This is a genomic window from Micromonospora vinacea (genome assembly GCF_015751785.1).
GTDB lineage: Bacteria > Actinomycetota > Actinomycetes > Mycobacteriales > Micromonosporaceae > Micromonospora > Micromonospora vinacea.
Map to the genome: position 1 here is coordinate 5,088,927 of NZ_JADOTY010000001.1, position 19,213 is coordinate 5,108,139.

Consider the following 19,213-nt stretch of genomic DNA (forward strand, 5'->3'; position numbering starts at 1 on the left):
GCCTGAGATGAACTGGACCGAGCAGCAGATTCCGCGCCAGGACGGCCGGGTGGCAGTGGTCACCGGCGCCAACACCGGGCTGGGCTTCGAGACGGCCCGGCGGCTCGCCGAGCGCGGGGCATCGGTCGTGCTAGCCGTGCGCGACACGGAGAAGGGCAGGCTGGCCGCCGCCCGGATCAACGGCGACGTCTCCGTACGGGAACTGGATCTGGCCTCGCTGGAATCGGTGCGCGCCGCCGCTGCCGGCCTGCGCGCCACCCACCCGCGGATCGACCTGCTGATCAACAACGCCGGCGTGATGTACACCCCGAGGCGGACCACCCGCGACGGCTTCGAGCTGCAGTTCGGCACCAACCACCTGGGCCACTTCGCGCTCACCGGCCTGCTGCTCGACCTGCTGCTGCCCGTGCCCGGCTCCCGGGTGGTCACGGTCAGCAGCAACGGCCACCGCATCCGCGCCGCCATCCACTTCGACGACCTGCAATGGGAACGTTCCTACGGCCGGGTCGCCGCCTACGGCCAGTCGAAGCTCGCCAACCTGATGTTCACCTACGAGTTGCAGCGTCGGCTCGCCGCGCACGGCACCACCGTCGCCGTGGCCGCACACCCCGGCATCTCCAACACCGAACTGCCCCGCAACGTCCCGGCGGTCGTCCGCCGACCGCTCACCTGGCTCGCCCCGGCGATCACCCAGCCCGCGACGGCGGGCGCGCTGCCCACCCTGCGGGCCGCCACCGACCCGTCCGTCCTCGGCGGGCAGTACTACGGCCCCGACGGCCTGGCCGAGTCGCGCGGCTACCCGAAGCTGGTCGCGTCCAGCCCCGACTCCTACGACGTCAGCGTGCAGCAACGTCTCTGGGCCGTCTCGGAAGACCTCACCGGCGTGCGGTTCCCGCTGGTTCGGGCAGCCGTCGCGGCGTGACCGCGCCACAGGGCCGGCACGTGGCCGGGGCGCGGCCAAGGAACTCACAGGCGGCGGCCCGGCGGCGGTCAGGGGGTCAAGGAGTTGTTCCGCCGGGCCAGGGTGTCGCGGACGGTGAAGACGACGAGCGAGAGCGGCACGAAGACCCAGAGCTGAAGCACGGTGTAGCGGCGCAGTTCCCGGTTGGTGTCGACGCCGGTCAGTTCGGCGTCGAGGGCACCGCGTCGCATCAGCATGAGCGCGTACGCGGACAGCGGTGCGTAGTTGAGACCTGCGCCGGTCAGCCACAGGCCGAACGCCCGGCCGCCGAGGTCGTTCGACGACGACAGCAGCCAGCTGCCCCACGTCACCATGACAACCACGCCGACGAGGAACTCGGCCAGAATGATCCACCGTCGGCGGGTGGTTCCTCGGCTGCCGTACATGTCGACGGCCGTCAGACGACGAACGTTCACCGGATCGATGGTGCCACAATCCCTTTGCAGGCCACGGATGGTCTACACGACCGCCAGGCTGATCAGCTCATCTGAGACGCCGTTACGCGCGAACCGCCAGGGGACGTACTACGAATTCCAGTACGCCGTACCCGATGGACGGCAGGTCGTCCTCAGTGAGATGGTCACCAGCAGCGGCTCCCTCTACCGTGACGGTGACTCCGTCTCGGTCCTCTACTCGCCGGATGCCCCGGAGCATGGCCGGCTGTGGGTGTCCCGAGGCGGGGCGGAGTTTCTGCCCGCGCTCGGCGGAATAGCGCTCGCGATCGTCGGGCTGTGGGGCGTCATCCACGAGCTTCTCAAACGGCGCCGCCGACGGCAGGCGACCGCCCGCGGGTAGGTCGGGCCGCCTCAAGATTCTGTTAGTCGCGGCCGACCCAGCTGGCGACGCACGCCTCGTTGCCCTCGGCGTCGGCCAGGACCCACCACTTGGGTGCGTGGGCGTCGGAGACCAGGTGGCCGCCGGCGGCCAGGGCGGCGGCGATGCGAGCCTCCGCCTGATCGTGGGGGACCGCTATGTCGAGGTGCATGCGGTTGCGCTGCGGGCGTGCCTCGTCCGACGGTTGCAGACCGAAGCCCGGGCCGCGGCGCGACGGGTCGAACAGGTAGTCGTCGCCGATCTGCCGGTAGCCGAGCAGCGCCTGCCAGAACGGCAGTACGTCCGCGCTGGCGAGTGCGTCGAGGGTGATGTTGATGAGTTGGACGGCGGTCGGGTCGGCGGGGAGGCCCAGATCCTTGGCGGCGGCCGAGATGCGCCGGGCCAACGCGATGTCGCGCCGGGTCAGGCTCACGGTGACGCCGGTGTCGCGCAGGTCGACGCTGAGGTGTTGCTGCTGGGCCTCGTCGGCGAGCCGGCCGATCTCGTCGACGAGCGCGATGCCCTTGGCCAGTGAGCCGGTCGGAAAGTAGGCCGAGACCAGGTGGTAGAGGCAGCGCCAGTCCTCGACACCGTCGGCCGCGTGGAAATCAGCGGCCCTGATCTGCGCAGTCATGGCAGGGAACCTAACATCGGTGGTGTTGCGCCCTCAGTGCCGCGACGGCTCGGGCAGGTGTTCGCGCGCCCACTCGGCGAACGTGGTGAGCGGAATGCCGAGAGCGCGCGCGTACCCGAGGCGGGCGGGTTGCCCGGCCACGTGCATCTGCTCGTGGGAGATGCCGGCCCACTCCGGCATTCCTGCGGCGACCGCCTCCTCCTCGGTCATGTCCGGCGCGGTCACCTCGACGCCAGGGAAGCGATCGGATCGGCGTTGGGCCGTCGCGGGCGACCGCGCTCTGTCGATCATGGAGTTGTGGTGCCGGTTTGGCAGTGGACCGCCGCTTTTGTGGCCCACCACGACTCCATGATCGACCGGCCGAGACGGTTGGACGGCGAGGCGTGGTGGCCCGGGCGGGTGGGCGTCAGGGTGTGGCGGGCTGGGGTGCGGGGGTGAATGGGGCAAGGAGCAGATCGATGAGGCGCCGCCTGGCGTCCTCGTCGCCGCTCAACCGCAGCGCGCCCGACTCCACCGCCGCCGCCATGGTGATCTCCTGGCCACAGACGGCCCGGAGGGTGCCGAGGTCGGTCGTGAGCGCCGCGTCAGGGTCGGACGCCGTGTCGCGCCGGAGCTGCACCGTCTCGTCGGCGACGTCGGCGACGTACGTGTCGGAGTCGATGTGGAACGCGTAGCTGCCGGCGAGTGCCGAGGCTCGCGCCGGGTCGAAGGCGGCCTTGATGCTGAGCAGCAGGGAGTCGATGCCGAGAGCGCCGTCGGGTGACTGAGGGGACTGGCTTCCCCAGCGCCCGAACTGGAGGAGGATCGGCTCCAGGGCGCGACCCCATTCGGTGAGCTCGTAGAGGTGAACCCGCGTCGGCGGGCCCAGGTCCCGCCGACGCACCACGCCGTGCTCGGTCAACTGGCGCAGCCGCTGGCTCAGCACGTTCGGGCTCACTCCGGGTAGGCCGCCGAGCAGGTCGTTGAACCGCCGGGGGCCGAGCAGGAGGTCGCGTACCACCAGCAGCGCCCACCGCTCGCCGATGATGTCCAGTCCACGCGCGACACCGCACGGATCCCCGTAACTACGCATGCCGCTCATGGCGTCCACCCTACCCGGATCCTAATTCAGGAGTCTCGCTTGTTCTTTAGGAGTTAGACCCCTAGCGTGGTTCTCATGAGCCTGCCGCAAGGTGACGTGAAGCTCCTGGACACCCCGTCGGCGGCGGGGCCTGCGACCCACCTGGGTCGGAGTCGTCGACTTTCACGAGCGGTTCCCGGCTCGCACACCGCAACTGGTCCGAGCCGCGCTCAGCGGCGGCCAGTAACCCGGGTTCCCGGGGCTCACCACACCACGAGGGCGAGGACGACGTTGCGCAAGATTGTCGTGTCGATGTGGACCACAGTGGACGGGTTCGTCGCCGGCCCCGACGACGAGATGGACTGGCTGCTGGTCGACGACCACCTGCAGAAGTACGAGCGGGCGCTGGTGGACAACGCCGGCAGCCTGATGCTGGGCCGGATCACGCACGCCGACTTCGCCGGCCACTGGCCGCTGGCCGCCCAGAACCCCGACCAGCCGGACGACGTACGCGGGTATGCCCAACGACTCGACGCGCTGGAGAAGATCGTCGTCTCCGCCTCCGGAAACACCGCCACCTGGACGAACACCCGCCGGCTCGCCCGCCTCGACCCCGACGAGATCGCCGAACTCAAGCGTGGGCCCGGTGGCGACATCGTGGTCTACGGCAGCCTCACACTGATCCGGTCCCTCGCCGACCTCCGGCTCATCGACGAGCTGCACCTCCTGGTGCATCCGGTGTTCCTGCGCCGGGGAAAGGCGCTGTTCGACGGTGGTCAGCCGCCGGTGCGACTGGAGCTGGTGTCCGCTGAACCCTTCGCCTCCGGGGTCGTTCTCCTGAAGTACCGCCCCGCCTAGCTGCTCAGAGTTGGGCGACGACCATCCGGGTGGCCTGGGCGATGACGGCGTCGTCGGGGCTGGCGTCCTTCGTGTCGCGGCTGGACAGCGCGGCGAGGACGATCGGGGCCCGGTCGGGTGGCCAGATCACCGCGATGTCGTTGCGGGTGCCGTACCCGCCGGTCCCGGACTTGTCCCCGACCACCCAGCCGGCCGGCACCCCGGCGCGGACCAGCCCCGCGCCGGTGGTGTTGCCCCGAAGCCAGCCGCGCAGCACGTCACGGTCCGCCGGTTCCAGAGCTTCCCCCACGGTGTACGCCCGGAGGTCGCCGGCCAGGGCACGCGATCACCATCGTCGTTCCTCCTGACGTGCCGTCGGTCAGGACAGGATCTCGACGTACCCGTCGCTGCCGTGCACGCGGATCCGTTGCCCGTCGCGGATCAGTCGGGTGGCGTCGAGCACGCTGACGACAGCCGGCAGGCCATACTCCCTCGCGATCACCGCGCCGTGGGTCATCAACCCGCCGACCTCCGTCACCAGGCCGGCGATGCCGACGAACAGGGGCGTCCAGCTGGGGTCCGTGTGGGCCGTGACGAGGATGTCGCCGGCTTCGAGGTCGGCCTGCGCCATGTCCAGGATGACGCGGGCGCGCCCTTCGACAGTCCCGGCGGACACCGGCACACCGGCCAGGGCACCGGCTGGCACGTCGTCGCGTCGGTACGCCCCGGTGATGGCCTCGCCGTCGGAGGTCAGCACCCGGGGCGGGGTGAGCGCCTGGTACGACCGGAACGCGTCTCGGCGCTGCCGGATCAGCTCGCCGTCCACCCGGTGCGTGCGGACGGCTTCGTGGAATTCCTGGAACGTGAGGTAGAAGACGTCGTCCCGCTCGGCGAGCACGCCGGCGTGCACCAGTCGCTCGGCCTCTGCCATCAGGGCCTGCTTGTAGACGAAGTAGCGGCGGATGATGTCGTACTTCGGGTACTCCCGGTAGCCGGTGAAGCTCCGTACCCGGTCGATCATCCGCGCGGTCTCGTCGGCCTTCTGCTCCCCGTCCGGCAGCGCCCGCAGGCGCGTCAACACCTCCTGCGCCCGCTGCTGCGCCTGCTGCCGACCCTGCTCGAAACGCTGCCGGGCCGCGCCCGGCTCGAAGAGCCTGACGTTGTCCAGGAGCACGGGCACCAACGTGGCGGGGCGTTCGCTCCACCGCGGCCGGGTGATGTCGATCTCGCCGACGCAGCGCATGCCGTACCGGTCGAGGTACGCCTCGATGGCGGCGCGCGCCTCGGCCCCGCCCGCTACCTTCGGCAGTTCGTCGAGGAAGTCGTCGTGCGTCACACCGTCGTCCGCGACGCTTTCGTGTGCGACGCCCTGGAGGAACGCCACCACCTCCGGATGGGGACGGATCACGTCGGCGACGTCGAGCAGCGCCAGCCCCATCTCCGATGTGACGTTGCCGGGGGCGGAGAGGGTGAGGGTGTCCGCGGCGTTCTTCTCGCCCAGCCACTCGTGCAGCCGGTCGTTGAGCCACCAGGTGGCCTCCATGCCGGCCATGATCGCCTGCATGTTCAGCGGATCACTGAGGACCCGCTTGTGTTCCTGGAAGGCCTCCAGCAGGAAGTCGAACAGCGCCGTACCGGTTACCGGCGCGATGTCGCGCCGCAGGGCGGCGATGGACGCCTCGCTGCGCTCGATCAGCTCGGTCACGATGGCCGGGTCGGTCTCGGTCGAGGCGGACGGGCCGCCGGTCGTCGGCTTGCCCGGACCGAGCTGGTCCGGCAGCGTTGGAACGAAGTCCCGGCGGTCGAGCAGGGTCTCCAGCGCGTCCCGCATCAGCGGATCGGACTTGCCCGCCAGTTCCAGGAACCTGGCGCGGCTGGCCGGTGCGGCCAGCAGCCGGGTGCCGTCGACGAACAACCTCCCGCCGGCCTCCAGCATCGGAGCCATCGCCGTCAACTGCCACATGGAGAGTCCCAGCGGCCGCATGGCGTCGGTCATCATCTGCTGGTGACCGACCGAGAGGTAGACGTGGTTCTCCTGGTCGTCGGCCGCCGGGATGGGGAACAACGTGGTGATCGGCCGGCTCTGCACGATCTGGAAGTCGTCGTCGACCAGGCACCACTCGATGTCCTGCGGACTGCCGAAGTGCGCCTCGATCCGTCGCCCGAGCCGCACGAGCCGCACCACCTGCGGCTGCGTCAGCGCCGGCTGCTCCTGCCGCTGCCTGTCGATCGCCACTTCCCGTGTGCCGCCGCCCGGCAGCGCGGTGACGGCGCGCTGCTTGGTGGCGACCGTCCCGGCGACGACCTCGCCGTCGCGCACTGTGAAGACGTCCGGGTTCACCAGGCCGGACACCAGGGCCTCGCCGAGGCCGAAGCTGGCGTCCACTGTCGCGACAGTCCGGTTGCCGGTCACCGGGTCCGCCGTGAACAGGATGCCCGAGGCATCCGGAAAAACCATCAGCTGTACGACGACAGCCATCTGAACCGTACGGTGGTCGATGCCGTTGCGCAGGCGGTAGATGACGGCCCGCTCGGTGAACAGCGACGCCCAGCACCTGCTGATGTGCCGCAGGATGGCCTCCGGCCCCACCACGTTCAGGTAGGTGTCCTGCTGCCCGGCGAAGGACGCCGTTGGCGTGTCCTCCGCCGTCGCGCTGGACCGCACTGCGTAGGCGGCCTGCTCACCAAACGCGGCGAGTGCGCCGGTGATCGCGTCGGCAAGGTCGCCCGGAATCGCTGTCTCCTCGACGCTGCGGCGGATCTCCGCGCTGAGCGTGCGAATCGCCTCCCGGTCGTCCGGGCTCAGGCGCGACAGCTGATCGAGTTGTTCGTCGATCGACGGCGTCCGCGTCAGGACCCGTCGGAAGGCATCAGTCGTCACGCAGAACCCGGCCGGCACGCGGATGCCGTCGATCCGGGACAGCGCGCCCAGGTGTGCGGCCTTACCGCCGACGAGCGACACCTGCGTCTCGTCGACCTCTCGAAGATCCAACAGCGGTACCCGGTCGCCGCGGTCCCCACCCATCGACAACACACCCACGTCGCGCCCCCGTTACCTCGTTTGTGCTGGTCCGGCCGCCGATTCTGCGCCACGACCGGGGTCTTGCGGCAAGCCCCCAGGTGCGATATACGTTAGAAGTGGCAGGGAGAGTGATCTCCTTGCCGCTTGTTTTTGTCGGGGCGGCCGAGCCGGCGAGCGGGCCCTGCTCAGTCGTAGGGGAGTCGGCGCGGTTCGATCTTCTGCGCTCGGCCGAGCTGCCAGGAGGCGGTGGGCCAGGCCGCGATGAAGCCGGCTATCAGCCCGAGCTGACCGGCGAACCAGAACGTGGGGCTGTCGGGTCCCAGGTGTTGCTCCGGAAAGACCACGCGATGGGCGAGCGTCAGCCACGCGAACAACGCCACCTCGAACACGGTGATGGTCAGCAGCTCGATCCTGCCGACGCTCGACAGTGCCTGCCCGACCTTCGTCAGGCTGCGACCCGGCCCGGCGAAGTACCGGAAGAGCACGGCGATCGTCACCGCCATCAGATAGTCGCCGGCGTAGCCGACCCACATCGGGTCCTCGGCCGGGTCGAATCTCACGGCGTACAGGGCGACCTCGGCGACGATGAAGCCGAGAGCGCAGTGGGCGCCGCAGCGGGACACGTGGGTGACGACGATGCCCCGGCGGGGCCGTTGCTGTTGACCCTCCTGCCGCCGTCGCGAGAACGCCTCGGGTCTGCCCCAGTTCCAGTAGAGGCGCACGGCGGCCGGGCCGACGTAGAGGACTGTCACCAGCCAGACGATCTCCATGACCCGGACCGGCTGCCGGTGTCCGCGAAGATAGGTGTCGGCGAGGACGACAGCGAAGCTGACGACCCCGACCGCGAGCGAGGCCCACGAGAGCGCCACCAGCCAGCTTGGTTGCATCCCCGCCCCTTTCGCGCGCCGGGCGAGTCTCTCATGTCGTACTCGTCCGGATTGGCGGTTCGGGCGTTCCCGCCTGCCGGCGCGGTGCTGGTCGGTCGTGCTTCAGGCCGGTGAAGATGACCGCGAGTGTGCGGGCTTGCAGCTGCTGGTCCCACCCGCCGTGCAGGGCGCCCTGGCACAGGCTGGCGAGGAGCGCCATCGTCTCGGGTAGCCGTACCGAGTCGGCGACGGCTCCGGCGGCCCGGGCCTGTTCCAGCAGCAGGCCCACCGCCTCCTCCAGGTGACCTACCGCGTCCGGAAGCCGGATGTCCACCCCGGACCCGGCGAGCAGGTCGACGACGGTCTTCTTCGCGGCGGCCTGCGCCACCATGTGCGTGAAGAACGCGAAGAGGTCATGTTTCCCGGCCTCCTCGATGAGCTGCGCGAGCAGTCGCTTCATGATCGCGGCGAGCAGGTCGTCCTTGGTGGGGAAGTGCCGAAAGACCGTGCCGATGGCAACGCCGGCCCTCCGGGCCACCTCCTCGGTGGAGGCGCGGGAGCCGAACTCGGCGAACACCGCCTCGGCGGCGTCCAGGATGCGTGCGTGGTTGCGCTGCGCGTCGGCACGCAGCGACGACCCCTCTACCAAAGTGAGTCTCCACTCATTATTGTCGGTGGGGTAAGTCGAGTCACGACTCATTATCCAGGAGGACGACATGACACCAAGCGAGATCTTCGACAGCATGCGCGCCCGCTGGCTCGCGAACCTGCCCACCTACGAGGCCGACTCGCTCGCCGACGATGTGGTGATCGAGACACCGTTCGCCGAACCCGGCCGCCCCACGCGTATCGAGGGAAAGCAACGGGTCCTTGAGTACACGCAGGCGGGCCGCGCGGCGTTCCCGGTCCGGTTCGACGACTGCCGCAACCTGGTCCTGCACGAAACCGCCGACCCCGAGGTGATCGTGGTCGAATACGAACTGGTCGGCACCCATACGGCGACCGGGGTGACCGCCTCGGCGCCGTTCATCGGGGTGCTCCAGACTCGGGACGGCAAACTGGTCCACTGGCGCGAGTACCAGCACACCCTCGCCATCGCTCAGGCCGTCGGTCAGGCATAGAAGCGGCACCGTCGCGCTGGCAGACTCTCGGGCATGGTCGACTGGTATACGCGGGCCGACGTGGACGGCGACGTCGTCCGGATCTCGGAACCGCACGTCAACGAGCTGCTGTCGGCGAACTTCTGGTGGTTGCGGGGCACCGATCGGGACATCGTGATCGACGCCGGGCTGGGTGTCGTCGCAGTGCGGGAGGCGATTCCGGGCCTGTTCGAGCGCGATCCGATGGTCGTGCTCACCCACGCGCACCTGGATCACGTCGGTGCGGCGGCGGAGTTCGATGACCGGGCCGCCCACCCCGCCGAGGCGGGGATCCTTGCGGCGGGCGTACCGGCGAGCCTGTACGGCCCGGAACTCTTCGAGAAACTGGGGATCGACGCCGCCGGGGAAGCCGTCCCGGAGCTCATGATCGACGTCCTGCCCGACCCCGGCTACGACCCGGCCGCCTACCGCGTCGAACCGATGACCCTGACCCGCCTGCTCGACGACGGCGACCGCATCGACCTGGGCGGGCGGGCGCTGACCGTGCTGCACCTTCCCGGCCACACGCCCGGGAGCATCGCCCTGCTGGAGGAACGCACCGGCACCCTGTACTCGGGCGACATCATCTACGAGGGTGCCCTGATCGACAATCTGCCGAACTCCGACGTGGCCGCGTACCGGCGAAGCATGCAGGTCCTCGTCGACCTCGACGTGTCCGTCGTCCATCCCGGCCACGGGGACAGCTTCGACCGGACGCGCCTTCGCCAGTTGGCCGAGACCTACCTGCGCAGGACGGTCTAGGCCACGCCCTGCCGATCTTGACGGCGGGTCGCGCGGTTAGGGTGCTCGCCATGATCGAGGACGTCGTATGCCGTTGACGAATCCATGGCTGTCGGAGCCCACGCCAGCGAAACGGCTCGACCGGGAACGGCTCGAAGAGCGCCTCCTCAACCTGTTGTCGTCGCAGAACATGTGTGTGCTCGCGACCACGGGTCCGGACGGGCCGTTGGCCACGCCGGTGCGGTACTTCCCGCTCGGCTTCGCGGTGCTCTTCACCGCCGCGCCACGCTCACCGAAGATGCGCAACATCGCCGCCGACCCGCGCGTGTCCATCGGCATCTTCGCGCCGCTGGTCGGACTGGCCAGCAGCCGCGGTGCCCAAGTGTTCGGGACGGCCACTGTGCTCTCTCCGGAGCATCCCGACCGCGCGCACTACTGGGCGGCGGTTCGATGGGAGAACGAGCACGCCGAGCGGGGGCGGGCGCTGTCCGAGCCGCCCGAGGACACGCTCGTGGTCGTCGAGGCGGAGCGGATCGTCTACACCGAGCACTGGCTGCGACGTGAGGGGTTCGCGCCACGCCAGTTCTGGCGTCGCTCCGCCAGTGACGAAAGCTGACCTATTGCATAATTCGCTATGTGCCTCCCACAAGGGAAACGTCGCGGCTCACCCGTAGCCCGGGCCGTCTGCTGGCCTTCAGCGACGGTGTCTTCGCGATCGCCGTGACGCTTCTCGTGCTGGAGATCCAACCGCCCCACGACTTCGGCAACCTCGTCCAGGGGCTCGCTGCGCTGTGGCCCTCGTACCTGGCGTACACGTTGAGCTTCCTGCTCATCGGGCAGGTGTGGGTGAATCACCACGTCATGTTCGACCGCGTCCGGCACGTCGACCGAGGGGTCCTGTTCCTCAACACGTTGCTCCTGATGGTCATCGCGTTCCTGCCGTTCTCCACGTCACTGCTCGCCGACGCGTTGCGCGCTGAGCAGGGACTGCGGGCGTCGGTCGTCGTCTACGGCGGCACACTGTGGACGGCGGCGGCCCTCTTCAACATCGTGTGGGCCCACCTTCGGCGCGCGACACTGCTGGACCCCGGCCTCGGTCCGTTCGGCGCTCGGGCCATCGGCCGCCGGTTCGCGCTCGCGCTGCTCTGGATCGGCTCCGGCATCCTCGTCGGCGCGTTCGTGCCGATCGCCGGCGTCGCCATCATCGCCGCCTTCCTGCCCGCCTACTACCTGCCCATCCGCGGCGAGTACGGCGAGGACGACACCGCCGTCGAGCAGCCGGCCGGTTAACTAGAGTCGGTGTCATGCGGATCAGGATCGACGGCAACGATCTCCCAGGTCAGCGCCCCGGTGCGGAGGCCGATGCGCTGCGGTTGGGCAACGTGCACGTCGGGGTTCAGCGCAAGGACGAGGTGGTCGACCAGGTGCCGGCCGACGCGGCCAGCGCCACCTGGTCCTTCGAGGTGTCCAGCCGCGAGATCGACGGGACGCTCGACGTCGGCGGCCCCTGGGTGCACGGCCGCCCCGGGGCACGTTTTCTGTACCTGAGTTGGGGTGCGGTGACCCAGGACGGCTTCGCCATGTTCCGACGCGCGAAGTTGATGTTCACCGACGTGCCGACCGAGCAGCTGCGCGCCGCCCACGAGGGCAACGGAACGCTTGTCGGCCGGCTCGGGTTGACCGATGCCGCCGGTGAGCCGATCTGCGCTCGGGTGCACCCGCCCGCCATCGTGTGGGCAGTGGAGTGAGCGTCGTCGCCCCGGCTAGCCGCCGAAGTCGACGCCGCTGAGGGAGACGGAGCGGTGCGCGGCGAGGTGCTCGGCCTGCGCGGTGATTGCCTTACGGGTGGCGTCCGGCAGCCGCTGCCACGGCTGGACGGTGACAGTGAACGTATTGCCGGACTTGCGGGGGCGCCAGGTGCCCGCCAGTTCGCCGTCGACCAGGACCGCGCCGGGGCGACCCAACACCGGCCACAGCTCCTTGGCGTGGGCGGCGTCCGGCACCAGCGTTGCCCGGTCCTTGGCCTGGAGGAACAGGTCGAACGGGCCGAGCAGGCGGGTGCCTCGGCCGTCGGCCGACTCCAGCGACTTCTCGTCGGCGGCCAGCAGGGAACGTACCTCGCGGTCGACGGTCACCTCGATCACATCCTCGGGCCAGTGCGCCTTCACGTCCCTCACCGGGGCGTCGAGATAGTCGGCCACCTGTTTCGGGGTGGCCGGGCCGAGCAGGCGAAGGTACGCGCGGACGAGGTCGAAGCGGTCACCCGGAGCGGCCGCCTTCCGGAACCCGGTGATGCGCCGCAGGACCGGGGGTGAGGTGTCGAGCTGCAACTCCAGTCCGGCCCGCAGGGCGGCGAGCCGGAACGGCATCTCGTAGAGGTGCGTGGCGTCGCACGGCCGGCAGAACCGCAGGTACGGCTCGGGCAGCATCGTGGCCAGGCGTCCGGAGAGATCCCCCTTGACCGTCGGTGTGCTGACGACGGCCCGCATCCGGGCGGCGATCTCGTCCAGGGCCGCGAGGGTGTCGATGCCGGCAGCCTTCAACGGCTTGGCGGCGTCGTAGATGCGCTTGCCCGCGTCGGCCTCGGAGAAGGGTTCGACGGCGGCCGCCACCTTTGCGACGTCGGCCCGACGGTAGAGGTGGGGAGCGCCCCGTACGGTCCACAGCAGGACCAGCTCGGTATCGGACAACGCGGTCACGTCGACCCCGCGTACCGCCAGCGCCCACCGGGCGCCGTCCGGACCGGTGTTCTGCACCCCGAGGTCCAGGACGGCGGTGTCGGCGAGCGTGCCCTCGGTCCGGTCCAGTTGCTGGGCCTGGACCCGGAAGTTCATCACCTGGTGCCGATCGACCATGTCTGCACCCTAGTTGGGGCGGCGCGCCCGGTGGGTCCAGGCGCGCAGCGCCCATTCGACAGGGCCGTACCGGAACCGCCGCAGCCACCAGGCGCTGGCCACCAGCTGGACCGCGACGATCACCAGTGCGATCAGCAGCGTCTGTGCCGGCGAGGTGCGGCCGACCAGACCCCACCCGACACCGGTGAAGACGAGCACGCACACGAGCGACTGGGCCAGGTAGTTCGTCAGGGCCATCCGCCCGGCGGGCGCGAACACGTCCGCGACGCGCGGCCGCCGCGTGAACAGGCGCAGCCACGTCGCCGCGTAGGCCGCGGCCAGGAACGGCGCGGTGACGATGCTGACCATCAGCCCGGTCAGGTTCGCCGTGGAGCCACCGACCGCGAACACGACGGCGCCGGCCAGACCGACCGGATACCCCACCTTCTCGCACCGGCGCAGCAGGTCCTCGTGGGCGGGCACGGCGGCGAGGAGCCGGTGCTTGCCGGCGGCCAGCCCGACGAGGAACGCCGCGAACGCCAGGGGGCCCTGCACGGCCAGGCCACCGATCATCGCCGGCATCGACCGCAGGTGCTCCAGGACGACATCGCCGAGGCCACCGCCCAGCGCCAGCGTGGAACGCGCACCGGCGTCGACAGCGGCGGCCTCGTCCGGGACCAGTGTGGCACCGAGGACCGCGGCGATCCCGACCACGACGGCGATGCCGCCGATGATGGCCGCCGCCGCGACCAGCGCGGTGCGGGGCTCGATCCGCCGGACCGCGAACAGCGCGAGACCGAGCAGCGCGTACGTGGTGAGGATGTCGCCGTGGAACAGCAGCACCGCGTGCAGCACGCCGAGAACGAACAACCCGGTGAGCCGGCGCAGGAAGGCCGGGCGGAATGCCGCGCCGCGCCGGGCCGCGGAGTCGAGTTGCAGTGTGAAGCTGTAGCCGAACAGGAAGGCGAACAGCAGGTACGCCTTCATCGCGAACAACAGCTCCACCGCGCCGGAGATCAGCAGGTCGAGCGTGCCGCGCGTCGGATCGTCGACCAGGTGGAAGTCGTAGCCGGAGCTGAAGAACGAGATGTTCACGAGCAGGATGAGCAGCAGCGCGCTTCCGCGCAGTGCGTCGACGGCGCTGATTCGGGCGAGGGTGTTCCCGGGCGAGGGCGGTGGGTGGCTGTCGCCGGGTCGGTCGAGCCCTGTCACATTCATGGTGTCCAGCCTCCGGACCATGGCCCACTGCCGGAAAGTGTTTTCGTCACACGCGCTGTCGTGACGAAAAGGCCCGCTCCCCGGTCCGGGGGAGGTGGTTCCCTCCGCGCGGCGATCCGCCCGCCTCGCCGTTCGGGGACGGTGATCTCGGATGTGCCAACGCCCACCGTTGAGAGGGAGACAAGCTGTGAGTCGACCACCACGCGCAAGGACCACGGCCGCGCCGCCACCGCCGTCCTGGGCCCGCCGAGCCGGTCACGTGGCGTGGATCGCCCCCGTGCTGGGCTTCATCCCGCTGCACGTGCCGTGGATCCTGGGCATCCCGCTGTTCGCCAATCCCGGTCCGTTCCGCGAGTGGTACCACGGTCGCGGGCCCGGGGTGGGGGATCATCCGGTCGATGGCTTCCTGGGCCTGCCGGCCGGCGCGTTCTACCTGGGTCTGCTGTGCGTCCTCGCCGCGCTCGGAGGCGTCCTGGCGCTGGGGCTCATCAGTGACTGGGGAACGGTCTTTCCCCGGTGGGTGCCGTGGCTGCGCGGACGTCGGGTGCCACAGTGGGTGCCGCTGACGCCGACGGTGCTGGGATCCGCCCTGATGATCGGCTACTCGGCGACCCTGCCCTGGCAGTTCGCCGCGGACCTGGCGGATTCCAGCACGGAGGACATCTTCACCCCGACCGGCGTCCTGATCGGCCTCCCGCTCCTGCTGGCCTGGGCGGTCGCGTTGCCGCTGGCCGGATGGTCCTACTACCGCCGTACCCGTCTGCCGCGACGCGACCGGCGGCGCTGGTCGGCGTCGGTGGATGACCAACCAGCGTCGCCGTCCGGGTGGCCCGGGATGGGCTGACGGCCTCAGGCCACCAGGGAGACCCGCCCGTTGTCGAGGTCGTAGCGGGCGCCGACCACGCGCAGCGCGCCCTCGTGCACCTTCTCGGAGATGATGGTGCTGCGGGCGCTGAGCGCCCGCACCTGAGCGGCGATGTTGGCCCGGACCGCGTTCTCCACCGGGTCGCCGGGCTGGTTCAGCACCGGCTCGACGACCGGGCGCAGGGCGTCCACGATGGTGCCGATGTGCCCGGGCGCCGTCCCCCCGGTGTGGATGGCGTCGATGGTGGCGGTGATCGCGCCGCAGCGTTCGTGGCCGAGGACGACGATCAGCAGGCTGCCGAACTCCTCCACGGCGAACTCGACGCTGCCGAGCAGTAGGTCGTCGACGATGTTGCCGGCCACCCGGTTGTCGAACAGGTCACCCAACCCCTGGTCGAAGAGCACCTCGGGGGCCACCCGGGAGTCCGCGCAGCCGACGGTGATGGCGAACGGGTGCTGACCGGCGGCGAGCCGGTGCAGGTCGGTCAGGCCCTGGTGCGGGTGCCGTCCGTGGCCGGAGGTGAACCGCCGGTTGCCGGCCTGCAGCCGGCGCAGCGCCTCGGCCGGCGTGTCGACCGGGTTGTCGGCTGGCGCGGCAGCGGCGGCGGACGGGCTGGCCGCGGCCGCGCCGAGCGCCACGGCGGCGGCGCCACCGGCGGTCAGCAGCGAACGGCGGGACAGGTGGGAACGTGCCACGATCATCTCCCTGCGGTGAGGCAACTCGCCTCTTCCTACCAGCCCGCCGTCCACAATGGTTGCCGCCCTCCGTGGGCGGGAGGTCGAGCAAATTGATCATCGTTTGGAGATCGGCTATCGTCCGCGTCCGTGAAATCTTCCCGTCTTGCTTCCGTCATGTTGATCCTCGCCGTTACGACAGCCCTCGCCGCCTGCGGGGACGGTGACAAGGCGACGACCGCCGGACCCACCACGCCCGCGCCGACGTCCGCCGCCCCGTCCGCGGTGGCCACCTCCGCCGCCGCGACGCCGGCTTCGTCACCCGCGGCTGGCGCGGCGACTGACAAGAAGCTCTGCGAGGCGGTGAAGAAGGCAAACGACGAGATGAGCGCCGAGATGGTGAAGGTCTTCACGACTGGGGACGCGTCGGCGGCGGACTTCAAGAAGCTCCTGACCGGTCTGGAGCAGAAGGTGACCACCGTCGCCTCGAGCGGCGACGGCAAGCTGGCCGACGCCCTGCGGACGTTCGCCGCCGAGGCGGCCAAGGCCGCGGCCGCGGCGGACCCGGCGACCGCCGCCGACAACCCGGCCTTCGAAAAGGCCGGCAAGGACGTCAGCTCCGCGTGCAAGGCCCACGGGGTCATCATGGTTCTCTGACCGTCGCGGCCCGATCAGGTCGGGTGTGATGACGGACGGCCCCCACGCCCTGGGCGTGGGGGCCGTCCGTCGAAACGGAGGCGGTGTCAGCCGCCGGCGAAGGTCGTGTCGATGCCGCACTTGGCGTTCTGGTTGAGGCAGGACTTCACCAGGTCACCGAGGCGCTCCGGCTCCCAGGCGTTCATGAAGTCGCCGTGCATGGATGACGGCTTGCCGGAGGAGAGGCTGAGGCCGTCACCGCCCAGCGACTCATAGTTGACCATGAAGGAGAGATCCGGTACGGCCACCGGGTACTTGCCGGTGCAGACGCCGTTCACCGGGTCGCCCATGTGCGACTTGTGATCGGGTGAGTCGATGTTCTTGCCGTCCCAGCAGTCCTTGAACACGAGCTGGAAGATCAGGTTGCCACCGGGGGCGCACTTCGGCCAGTTGCCGTCGGCGCTGCGGCCGATCTCGGCGCTGCCCGCGCACCAGAACTGGTTGCTACCGGCGTTCTTCGGAGTGTCCACCTGCCGCTTGGCGTCGCCTTCGACCACCACCAGGCCCGGCGGGAAGGGCTTGACGGTCGACGGGTCCTTGACCCGCGAGCCGTAGTAGATGCGCATGCTCTTGATCGGCACGGCCTTGCCGTCCTTGCGCAGTTCCGGGGTCCAGTAGGCGCTCTTGTCCCCGGGGGCGTTGCAGGTGTTCGCCGCGGCGAACAGCTTGTCAGTGGTGGTGAAGGCGTCGATCTTCGGGCCGAAGAAGGTGTGCATGTGTGAGGCGCCCGAGAGACCAGGCAGGACGATCGGGTCGTCCGGGGCCGAGTTCGCGACGCCACAGTCGGTGTGGAACTCGGGAACCCGGGTGGTGCCCGGCGGCACCGCCTTCGGCGTGATGGCGTTGAAGGCGGCCAGTTCCCTGCTCCACTTGGCCTGGTCGACAGGCACCCAGGCGCCGGCCGGTGCGCCCGGCGGGACGGACGACGACGGGGACGCGGACGGGGACGAACTCGGCGTGGTCGAAGGGGCGGCCGACGTGCTCGGCGTGGCCGACGCGCTCGGCGACGTGCCCGCCGCGGGGCCGAACGTGAACCAGTTGAGGTTCACGAAGTCCGACGTCGAGGTGCTCTTCATGACGGCGAAGACCGTCTGCGGGCCCGCCGGCACGGCGGACGCCTTCGCGGTGACGGTCTTCCACTTCTGCCAGCCACCGGTCCCCGCGATCGGGAAGCTGGCCAGCAGTTGACCGTTCTGCGCGCCGAGGCGCAACTCTACAACGCCGCCGGCGGTGTTGAGCGAGGCGACCCGGGCCGTGAGGTCGACGCCCGTTATCGACACACCGTCGTAGCGCAGCCAGTCGCCGCTGGCCAGCCAGCCGACGTTCCGACCGCCGTCGGCATCGCCGGTGCCCTCGGTCTGCGCACCGGACTGCGCCGCGAAGGCCTCTGCCTGCACCCGGCCGGGCACGGCGACCTCTTCGGCCTGGGCGCCGGCGATGTAGATGCCACTGCCGGCCAGCGCGGCGATGACCGCGGAAGCGAGCGTGACGCGGGCGAGGCGACGACGCTTTCGCGCCCGGTCCGGCGGTGCGACGTGCGCGGGGGGAGTCCGCATTACCAGTGATGTCCTTCGAGTCGACGATAAAGCTCTTGTCGGAAGGAGTATGTGCACGTCAGGGGCCGTCATCAACTCGCCGGGAAAGAATTAAGGAGGCCGGTCCACAAGTGCCCTGGCAGCCAGCGCGACGGCTCGGGATGACAATTTTTCGCGCGTAGAGGCTTATGTTTCCATTAAGTCCTGTCGTTCGGTTCTGGTGCCGGGATTACGGATTTTGAGTAACGAATTGCGGCCGAATCATCGGCCTCACTCACTGACTGGTTCGACGGTGACGGTTGGCGACAGCGCGCGCAGGAAGTCGGGCGCGTCGAACATCTCACCGGCGGAGGCGACGCCACTCGCCCTCGTCCGACCATCGAGGATGCGCAGGGTCGCCTCCACTGCCAGCGGCGCGCTCACGGCGTAGATGTCCCGGCCACTGGCCACGACCCGGCGGCGCGTGTCGCCGCGACGCACGACGACGTCGACGGTGAACGTCTGCGCTGACCGGCCCCGCTCGTCGACCGCGACCGGCACGGCCGCGGCGGCCAGGTCGGTGGCGGCGTCGACGGTCATGTACGTGCGGACCTCGGGAATGGCCAGGTGCCGGGGGATGGTCACGACGTCGGCCATGGTGAACTCCCCGAGGACCGTGCGCCGACCCAGCGGCGCGGGGAAGTCCCAGTCCAGCCTCGGCAGATCCCGCTCCCCGGAGTGGTACTCCAACCGGCCGCCGGTGTAGCGGACCCGGCGGCCGGCGCGGCGCTCGCGGGAGACGGCCCCCGCCGCGACCGTCCCGGCCGTCGGGTGCCAGCTGCTCAGTCCGTACGCGACGTGCGCCTCGTCGGCCGACGTCCAGTCGCCCATCGCCGTCGTCGCGAGCAGATCGCCGAGCCCACCGAAGAAGGCCATAGCCGGGACCACGGCGACACCGGCCGCGCGGGCACGCTCGGTGAAGTGTGCGAACGTGTCGAGGTTGGCCTCGATCTCGGCGGCCACGTCCACGTACGGGATCCCGGCGCGCAGCGCGGCCTCGATCACGCCGCTGGCGGTCGACGCGAACGGGCCGGCGCAGTTGATGACCGCGTCCACGCCGGTCAGCGCCACGTCGAGCGAGGCCGGATCGTCGGTCGACGCCACCCGGTAGGCGAGTCCGAACGCGTCCAGCCTGCGTGCGTCGCGGCCCACCGGCAGCGCATCGAACCCGCGCTCGCGCAACTCCGTCACCACGAACCGTCCGGTGTGCCCGTACGCCCCGAAAACCGCCACCCGGTAACCCATCGCTGCCCCCTTGAAAGATCGACTGGGACCAGCC

Annotated in this window: 22 protein-coding genes and 1 pseudogene; 10 read left to right on the forward strand and 13 right to left on the reverse strand. The window is 70.1% G+C overall.

The window, feature by feature from the left end; genetic code table 11:
- Positions 1 to 7 precede the first annotated feature (7 nt).
- Positions 8 to 922: an SDR family NAD(P)-dependent oxidoreductase gene (locus IW249_RS23835; RefSeq protein ID WP_196922796.1), complete on the forward strand. Its 915-nt coding sequence runs from the start codon at positions 8 to 10 to the stop codon at positions 920 to 922.
- 68 nt (positions 923 to 990) lie between these two features.
- Here IW249_RS23835 and IW249_RS23840 read toward each other — a convergent pair whose 3' ends face one another.
- Positions 991 to 1,377 carry a hypothetical protein gene (locus IW249_RS23840; protein ID WP_196922797.1) on the reverse strand — a complete coding sequence of 129 codons (387 nt, stop codon included), beginning with the start codon at positions 1,375 to 1,377 and terminating at the stop codon, positions 991 to 993.
- Between the two features lie 37 nt (positions 1,378 to 1,414).
- On the opposite strand from IW249_RS23840, the gene IW249_RS23845 reads away from it, so the two are divergent.
- The gene (locus tag IW249_RS23845) at positions 1,415 to 1,756 is read left to right on the forward strand and encodes a DUF3592 domain-containing protein (protein WP_196922798.1); all 342 of its coding nucleotides are present in this window, start codon (positions 1,415 to 1,417) and stop codon (positions 1,754 to 1,756) included.
- Between the two features lie 22 nt (positions 1,757 to 1,778).
- Here IW249_RS23845 and IW249_RS23850 read toward each other — a convergent pair whose 3' ends face one another.
- The 3 genes from IW249_RS23850 to IW249_RS23860 all read right to left on the reverse strand — a co-directional run bounded on the left by IW249_RS23850 (position 1,779) and on the right by IW249_RS23860 (position 3,489).
- The gene (locus IW249_RS23850; RefSeq protein ID WP_196922799.1) at positions 1,779 to 2,408 is read right to left on the reverse strand and encodes a 4a-hydroxytetrahydrobiopterin dehydratase family protein; all 630 of its coding nucleotides are present in this window, start codon (positions 2,406 to 2,408) and stop codon (positions 1,779 to 1,781) included.
- A gap of 33 nt (positions 2,409 to 2,441) precedes the next feature.
- On the reverse strand, positions 2,442 to 2,699 hold the full coding sequence (locus IW249_RS23855) for a hypothetical protein (protein ID WP_196922800.1): 258 nt from the start codon (positions 2,697 to 2,699) through the stop codon (positions 2,442 to 2,444).
- A gap of 115 nt (positions 2,700 to 2,814) precedes the next feature.
- The gene (locus tag IW249_RS23860; protein WP_196922801.1) at positions 2,815 to 3,489 is read right to left on the reverse strand and encodes a winged helix-turn-helix transcriptional regulator; all 675 of its coding nucleotides are present in this window, start codon (positions 3,487 to 3,489) and stop codon (positions 2,815 to 2,817) included.
- A 270-nt stretch (positions 3,490 to 3,759) separates the two neighbouring features.
- Here IW249_RS23860 and IW249_RS23865 point away from each other — a divergent pair, with 270 nt between their 5' ends.
- A complete protein-coding gene (locus tag IW249_RS23865; RefSeq protein WP_196922802.1) occupies positions 3,760 to 4,326 on the forward strand; it encodes a dihydrofolate reductase family protein in 567 nt (188 codons plus the stop codon).
- 4 nt (positions 4,327 to 4,330) lie between these two features.
- Here the strand turns inward: IW249_RS23865 and IW249_RS23870 are convergent.
- The 4 genes and pseudogenes from IW249_RS23870 to IW249_RS23885 all read right to left on the reverse strand — a co-directional run.
- Positions 4,331 to 4,651, reverse strand: a pseudogene (locus IW249_RS23870) (serine hydrolase); the annotation flags it as partial.
- Between the two features lie 33 nt (positions 4,652 to 4,684).
- Positions 4,685 to 7,330 (reverse strand): rifamycin-inactivating phosphotransferase, encoded by a 2,646-nt coding sequence (gene rph, locus IW249_RS23875; protein WP_196922803.1) that lies wholly within the window; start codon positions 7,328 to 7,330, stop codon positions 4,685 to 4,687.
- A gap of 182 nt (positions 7,331 to 7,512) precedes the next feature.
- On the reverse strand, positions 7,513 to 8,214 hold the full coding sequence (locus IW249_RS23880; protein WP_196922804.1) for a DUF4396 domain-containing protein: 702 nt from the start codon (positions 8,212 to 8,214) through the stop codon (positions 7,513 to 7,515).
- 31 nt (positions 8,215 to 8,245) lie between these two features.
- Positions 8,246 to 8,842, reverse strand: coding sequence for a TetR/AcrR family transcriptional regulator (locus IW249_RS23885; protein ID WP_231392635.1), 597 nt, complete (start codon positions 8,840 to 8,842; stop codon positions 8,246 to 8,248).
- A 67-nt stretch (positions 8,843 to 8,909) separates the two neighbouring features.
- Between IW249_RS23885 and IW249_RS23890 the strand changes: the two genes are divergently transcribed.
- The 5 genes from IW249_RS23890 to IW249_RS23910 all read left to right on the forward strand — a co-directional run bounded on the left by IW249_RS23890 (position 8,910) and on the right by IW249_RS23910 (position 11,821).
- Positions 8,910 to 9,314, forward strand: a complete 405-nt coding sequence (locus IW249_RS23890) for a nuclear transport factor 2 family protein (RefSeq protein WP_196922805.1) — start codon at positions 8,910 to 8,912, stop codon at positions 9,312 to 9,314.
- 33 nt (positions 9,315 to 9,347) lie between these two features.
- Positions 9,348 to 10,094 carry an MBL fold metallo-hydrolase gene (locus IW249_RS23895; RefSeq protein WP_196922806.1) on the forward strand — a complete coding sequence of 249 codons (747 nt, stop codon included), beginning with the start codon at positions 9,348 to 9,350 and terminating at the stop codon, positions 10,092 to 10,094.
- 67 nt (positions 10,095 to 10,161) lie between these two features.
- Complete coding sequence (locus IW249_RS23900; protein WP_196922807.1) at positions 10,162 to 10,689, forward strand: pyridoxamine 5'-phosphate oxidase family protein; 528 nt, start codon at positions 10,162 to 10,164, stop codon at positions 10,687 to 10,689.
- Between the two features lie 20 nt (positions 10,690 to 10,709).
- On the forward strand, positions 10,710 to 11,363 hold the full coding sequence (locus tag IW249_RS23905) for a TMEM175 family protein (protein ID WP_196922808.1): 654 nt from the start codon (positions 10,710 to 10,712) through the stop codon (positions 11,361 to 11,363).
- 14 nt (positions 11,364 to 11,377) lie between these two features.
- On the forward strand, positions 11,378 to 11,821 hold the full coding sequence (locus tag IW249_RS23910; protein ID WP_196922809.1) for a DUF5990 family protein: 444 nt from the start codon (positions 11,378 to 11,380) through the stop codon (positions 11,819 to 11,821).
- 15 nt (positions 11,822 to 11,836) lie between these two features.
- Here the strand turns inward: IW249_RS23910 and IW249_RS23915 are convergent, their stop codons facing one another.
- Complete coding sequence (locus IW249_RS23915; RefSeq protein WP_196922810.1) at positions 11,837 to 12,928, reverse strand: winged helix DNA-binding domain-containing protein; 1,092 nt, start codon at positions 12,926 to 12,928, stop codon at positions 11,837 to 11,839.
- 9 nt (positions 12,929 to 12,937) lie between these two features.
- Positions 12,938 to 14,125, reverse strand: coding sequence for a DUF418 domain-containing protein (locus tag IW249_RS23920; RefSeq protein ID WP_196922811.1), 1,188 nt, complete (start codon positions 14,123 to 14,125; stop codon positions 12,938 to 12,940).
- Between the two features lie 187 nt (positions 14,126 to 14,312).
- On the opposite strand from IW249_RS23920, the gene IW249_RS23925 reads away from it, so the two are divergent.
- The gene (locus tag IW249_RS23925; protein WP_196922812.1) at positions 14,313 to 14,969 is read left to right on the forward strand and encodes a hypothetical protein; all 657 of its coding nucleotides are present in this window, start codon (positions 14,313 to 14,315) and stop codon (positions 14,967 to 14,969) included.
- 5 nt (positions 14,970 to 14,974) lie between these two features.
- Here the strand turns inward: IW249_RS23925 and IW249_RS23930 are convergent, their stop codons facing one another.
- Positions 14,975 to 15,685, reverse strand: coding sequence for a carbonic anhydrase (locus IW249_RS23930; RefSeq protein ID WP_196922813.1), 711 nt, complete (start codon positions 15,683 to 15,685; stop codon positions 14,975 to 14,977).
- A gap of 129 nt (positions 15,686 to 15,814) precedes the next feature.
- Here IW249_RS23930 and IW249_RS23935 point away from each other — a divergent pair, with 129 nt between their 5' ends.
- On the forward strand, positions 15,815 to 16,321 hold the full coding sequence (locus tag IW249_RS23935; RefSeq protein ID WP_196922814.1) for a hypothetical protein: 507 nt from the start codon (positions 15,815 to 15,817) through the stop codon (positions 16,319 to 16,321).
- Between the two features lie 86 nt (positions 16,322 to 16,407).
- Here IW249_RS23935 and IW249_RS23940 read toward each other — a convergent pair whose 3' ends face one another.
- Positions 16,408 to 17,916 (reverse strand): DUF1996 domain-containing protein, encoded by a 1,509-nt coding sequence (locus tag IW249_RS23940; protein WP_196922815.1) that lies wholly within the window; start codon positions 17,914 to 17,916, stop codon positions 16,408 to 16,410.
- Between the two features lie 249 nt (positions 17,917 to 18,165).
- A complete protein-coding gene (locus IW249_RS23945) occupies positions 18,166 to 19,179 on the reverse strand; it encodes a saccharopine dehydrogenase NADP-binding domain-containing protein (RefSeq protein ID WP_196922816.1) in 1,014 nt (337 codons plus the stop codon).
- Between the last annotated feature and the right edge of the window lie 34 nt (positions 19,180 to 19,213).

Bases quoted from the DNA above. Each gene is read 5' to 3' on its own strand.
- IW249_RS23835 (WP_196922796.1), top strand. From the start codon at position 8: ATGAACTGGACCGAGCAGCAGATTCCGCGCCAGGACGGCCGGGTGGCA.
- IW249_RS23845 (WP_196922798.1), top strand. From the start codon at position 1,415: ATGGTCTACACGACCGCCAGGCTGATCAGCTCATCTGAGACGCCGTTA.
- IW249_RS23850 (WP_196922799.1), bottom strand. From the start codon at position 2,408: ATGACTGCGCAGATCAGGGCCGCTGATTTCCACGCGGCCGACGGTGTC.
- IW249_RS23855 (WP_196922800.1), bottom strand. From the start codon at position 2,699: ATGATCGACAGAGCGCGGTCGCCCGCGACGGCCCAACGCCGATCCGAT.
- IW249_RS23860 (WP_196922801.1), bottom strand. From the start codon at position 3,489: ATGAGCGGCATGCGTAGTTACGGGGATCCGTGCGGTGTCGCGCGTGGA.
- rph (WP_196922803.1), bottom strand. From the start codon at position 7,330: ATGGGTGGGGACCGCGGCGACCGGGTACCGCTGTTGGATCTTCGAGAG.
- IW249_RS23880 (WP_196922804.1), bottom strand. From the start codon at position 8,214: ATGCAACCAAGCTGGCTGGTGGCGCTCTCGTGGGCCTCGCTCGCGGTC.
- IW249_RS23890 (WP_196922805.1), top strand. From the start codon at position 8,910: ATGACACCAAGCGAGATCTTCGACAGCATGCGCGCCCGCTGGCTCGCG.
- IW249_RS23895 (WP_196922806.1), top strand. From the start codon at position 9,348: ATGGTCGACTGGTATACGCGGGCCGACGTGGACGGCGACGTCGTCCGG.
- IW249_RS23900 (WP_196922807.1), top strand. From the start codon at position 10,162: ATGCCGTTGACGAATCCATGGCTGTCGGAGCCCACGCCAGCGAAACGG.
- IW249_RS23910 (WP_196922809.1), top strand. From the start codon at position 11,378: ATGCGGATCAGGATCGACGGCAACGATCTCCCAGGTCAGCGCCCCGGT.
- IW249_RS23915 (WP_196922810.1), bottom strand. From the start codon at position 12,928: ATGGTCGATCGGCACCAGGTGATGAACTTCCGGGTCCAGGCCCAGCAA.
- IW249_RS23920 (WP_196922811.1), bottom strand. From the start codon at position 14,125: ATGAATGTGACAGGGCTCGACCGACCCGGCGACAGCCACCCACCGCCC.
- IW249_RS23940 (WP_196922815.1), bottom strand. From the start codon at position 17,916: ATGCGGACTCCCCCCGCGCACGTCGCACCGCCGGACCGGGCGCGAAAG.
- IW249_RS23945 (WP_196922816.1), bottom strand. From the start codon at position 19,179: ATGGGTTACCGGGTGGCGGTTTTCGGGGCGTACGGGCACACCGGACGG.